This window comes from Mesorhizobium sp. M7A.F.Ca.CA.004.06.1.1 (assembly GCF_003999135.1).
In the GTDB taxonomy this organism is placed as follows: domain Bacteria; phylum Pseudomonadota; class Alphaproteobacteria; order Rhizobiales; family Rhizobiaceae; genus Mesorhizobium.
This window is the reverse complement of sequence record NZ_RZPQ01000726.1, coordinates 1-2,989: the sequence shown is the minus strand read 5'-3', so window position 1 is coordinate 2,989 and position 2,989 is coordinate 1. Positions and strand designations below refer to the sequence as shown.

Annotated in this window: 3 protein-coding genes; all 3 read left to right on the top strand. The window is 64.4% G+C overall.

Annotated features, from left to right (window positions below; genetic code table 11):
• The coding region (locus EN906_RS29090; protein ID WP_206529193.1) for a tRNA-dihydrouridine synthase at positions 1 to 677 on the top strand (677 nt) is incomplete at its 5' end.
• Positions 674 to 1,816, top strand: coding sequence for a nitrogen regulation protein NR(II) (locus tag EN906_RS29085; RefSeq protein ID WP_127272394.1), 1,143 nt, complete (start codon positions 674 to 676; stop codon positions 1,814 to 1,816). The genes EN906_RS29090 and EN906_RS29085, both read left to right, overlap by 4 nt.
• Positions 1,813 to 2,989 (top strand): nitrogen regulation protein NR(I) (gene ntrC, locus EN906_RS29080; RefSeq protein WP_127375566.1); only part of this gene is annotated, 1,177 nt, incomplete at its 3' end. The genes EN906_RS29085 and ntrC, both read left to right, overlap by 4 nt.

Here is a 2,989-nt window from a genome sequence, read left to right as displayed (position 1 = left end):
AGCCGCATCTTGACCGTCACCGGCACCTCGACCACGCACTGTCGCTGATCGACGCCGTTGTCGGCGCGGTCGAGGTGCCGGTGACGGTCAAGATGCGGCTTGGCTGGGACGAAGGCGCGCTCAATGCGCCGATGCTCGCGCGCCGCGCCGAGCAGGCCGGTGTCAGCATGGTGACCGTGCACGGCCGCACGCGCTGCCAGTTCTACCAGGGCAAGGCCGACTGGCGCGCCATCGCCCGCGTCAAGGAAGCCGTGTCCATCCCGGTCGTCGCCAATGGTGACGTCTCTTCGCCGGCGGAAGCGGCCGACATTCTCGATCAATCGGGTGCCGACGCCGTGATGATCGGCCGTGCCCATTATGGCGCGCCCTGGATCGCAGGCGGCATTGCGGCCGCAGCGATCGGCGAGGCGACGCCAAACATGCCACGGGACTCGACGGCGGTCGCCGACTACATCGTGGCCCATTATGAGGACATGCTGGCGCTCTACGGCGCCGAAAGCGGCCTGCGCCAGGCGCGCAAACACCTTGGCTGGTATCTCGACCGGCATGCCGGCGGCGTCGCCGACGACAGCCGAAAGGCCATACTGACCGCATTCGAGCCCGCGCGCGTCATTGCCTTGCTGCGCGATGTGTTTTCGCGCGATCCGCAACCCTTGAACCTGCGGAGCGCCGCATGAACGCCGCCGCCGGCCAGGGCGCTGAAATGGCGGATGCCGCCCAGATCGTGCTCAACACCATCCGTCGCCCGGTGATCATGATCAGCGAGGAAGGTTTCATCACCTATGCCAACGCCGACGCGGAAGATTTCTTTCGCTCGAGTGCAAACATGCTCGCCCGCAACACGCTGTCAAAACTCATTCCCTTCGGCAGCCCGCTGCTGACGCTGGTCGATCAGGTGCGCGAGCGTCGGGCTCCGGTCAACGAGTATCGGGTCGACGTGTCGTCGCCGCGTCTCGGCATCGAAAAGGTCGTCGATCTCTACGTCGCGCCGGTGCCGGAATATCCGGGCTCCGTCGTGGTGATGTTCCAGGAACGGTCGATGGCCGACAAGATCGACCGGCAGATGACGCATCGGGGTGCCGCACGTTCGGTGACCGGTCTGGCGGCAATGCTTGCCCATGAGATCAAGAACCCGCTCTCCGGCATCCGCGGCGCTGCCCAGCTTCTCGAACTGTCGGCTTCCGACGAAGACCGCGCGCTGACGCGGCTGATCACCGACGAGACGGACCGCATCGTATCGCTGGTCGATCGCATGGAGGTGTTTTCCGACGAGCGGCCGATCGATCGCTATCCCGTCAATATCCATGTCGTGCTCGACCATGTGAAGGCGATTGCCAAGAATGGTTTTGCCAAGAAAATCAAGATAATGGAGGATTATGATCCTTCATTGCCTCCGGTGTTTGCCAACCGCGATCAACTCATCCAGGTGTTCCTCAACCTGGTCAAGAACGCTGCCGAGGCGATCGGCAGCGACCCGCAGGGCGAGATCGTGCTGTCGACCGCCTTCCGGCCGGGCATCCGTGTTTCCGTTCCGGGCACGCAGGACCGCGTGTCGCTGCCGCTGGAATTCTGCGTGCGCGACAATGGCTCCGGCGTCTCCGAAGACATCCTGCCGATCCTGTTCGACCCGTTCATCACCACCAAGCCGAACGGCTCCGGGTTGGGTCTTGCGCTGGTCGCCAAGATCGTCGGCGAGCATGGCGGCATCATCGAATGCGAATCGACGCCGCGCGGCACCACATTCCGCATCCTGATGCCGGCCTGGAAAGAAGCGCCAAACGGCGCCGATGATGACGGCGAAGGAGACCTCAAATGACCGTTCGCGGCAATATTCTCGTCGCCGACGACGACGCGGCAATCCGCACCGTCCTCAACCAGGCGCTTTCACGCGCCGGTCATGAGGTGCGCGTCACCTCCAACGCTTCGACGCTTTGGCGCTGGGTGGCGGCGGGCGAGGGCGATCTGGTCATCACCGATGTGGTGATGCCGGACGAAAACGCCTTCGACATGCTGCCGCGCATCAAGAAGGCGAGGCCGGAGCTGCCGGTTATCGTCATGAGCGCCCAGAACACATTCATGACGGCGATCCGCGCCTCCGAAACCGGCGCTTACGAATATCTGCCCAAGCCGTTCGACCTGACCGAACTGCTCAACATCGTCAACCGGGCGCTTTCCGAGCCGCGTCGGCCGAAGATCGATGCGCGGCCGGAAGAACAGCCGGACGCGATGCCGCTGGTCGGCCGCTCGGCGGCCATGCAGGATATCTACCGCATGCTGGCGCGCATGATGCAGACCGACCTGACGGTGATGATCTCGGGCGAATCCGGCACCGGCAAGGAGCTGGTGGCGCGCGCGCTGCATGAATATGGCCGCCGCCGCGGCGGCCCCTTCGTCGCCATCAATATGGCGGCGATCCCGCGTGACCTGATCGAATCGGAACTGTTCGGTCACGAGAAGGGTGCCTTCACCGGCGCGCAGAACCGCTCGACCGGCCGCTTCGAGCAGGCCGAAGGCGGCACGCTGTCCCTCGATGAAATCGGCGACATGCCGATGGAGGCGCAGACGCGCCTGCTGCGCGTGCTGCAGCAGGGCGAGTACACCACGGTCGGCGGACGCACGCCGATCAAGACCGACGTGCGCATCGTCGCTGCCACCAACAAGGATCTGCGCACGCTGATCAACCAGGGGCTCTTCCGCGAGGATCTTTTCTATCGCCTCAACGTCGTGCCGCTCCGGCTGCCCGCGCTGCGTGAGCGCTCCGAGGATGTGCCGGACCTCGTCCGCCATTTCTTCAAGCTCGGCGAAATGGAAGGCCTGCAGACCAAGCGCATTTCTTCCGGCGGCATCGAGTTGATGAAGCGCTATCCGTGGCCGGGCAATGTGCGCGAACTGGAAAACCTGGTTCGCAGGCTCGCCGCGCTCTATTCGCAGGACGAGATTTCCGCCGAGATCATCGAGGCGGAGCTCACGACCGGCGAACGACCGGTGG

Excerpts from the sequence above, each read along its gene's own strand:
- EN906_RS29085 (WP_127272394.1), top strand. The coding sequence starts at position 674 with ATGAACGCCGCCGCCGGCCAGGGCGCTGAAATGGCGGATGCCGCCCAG.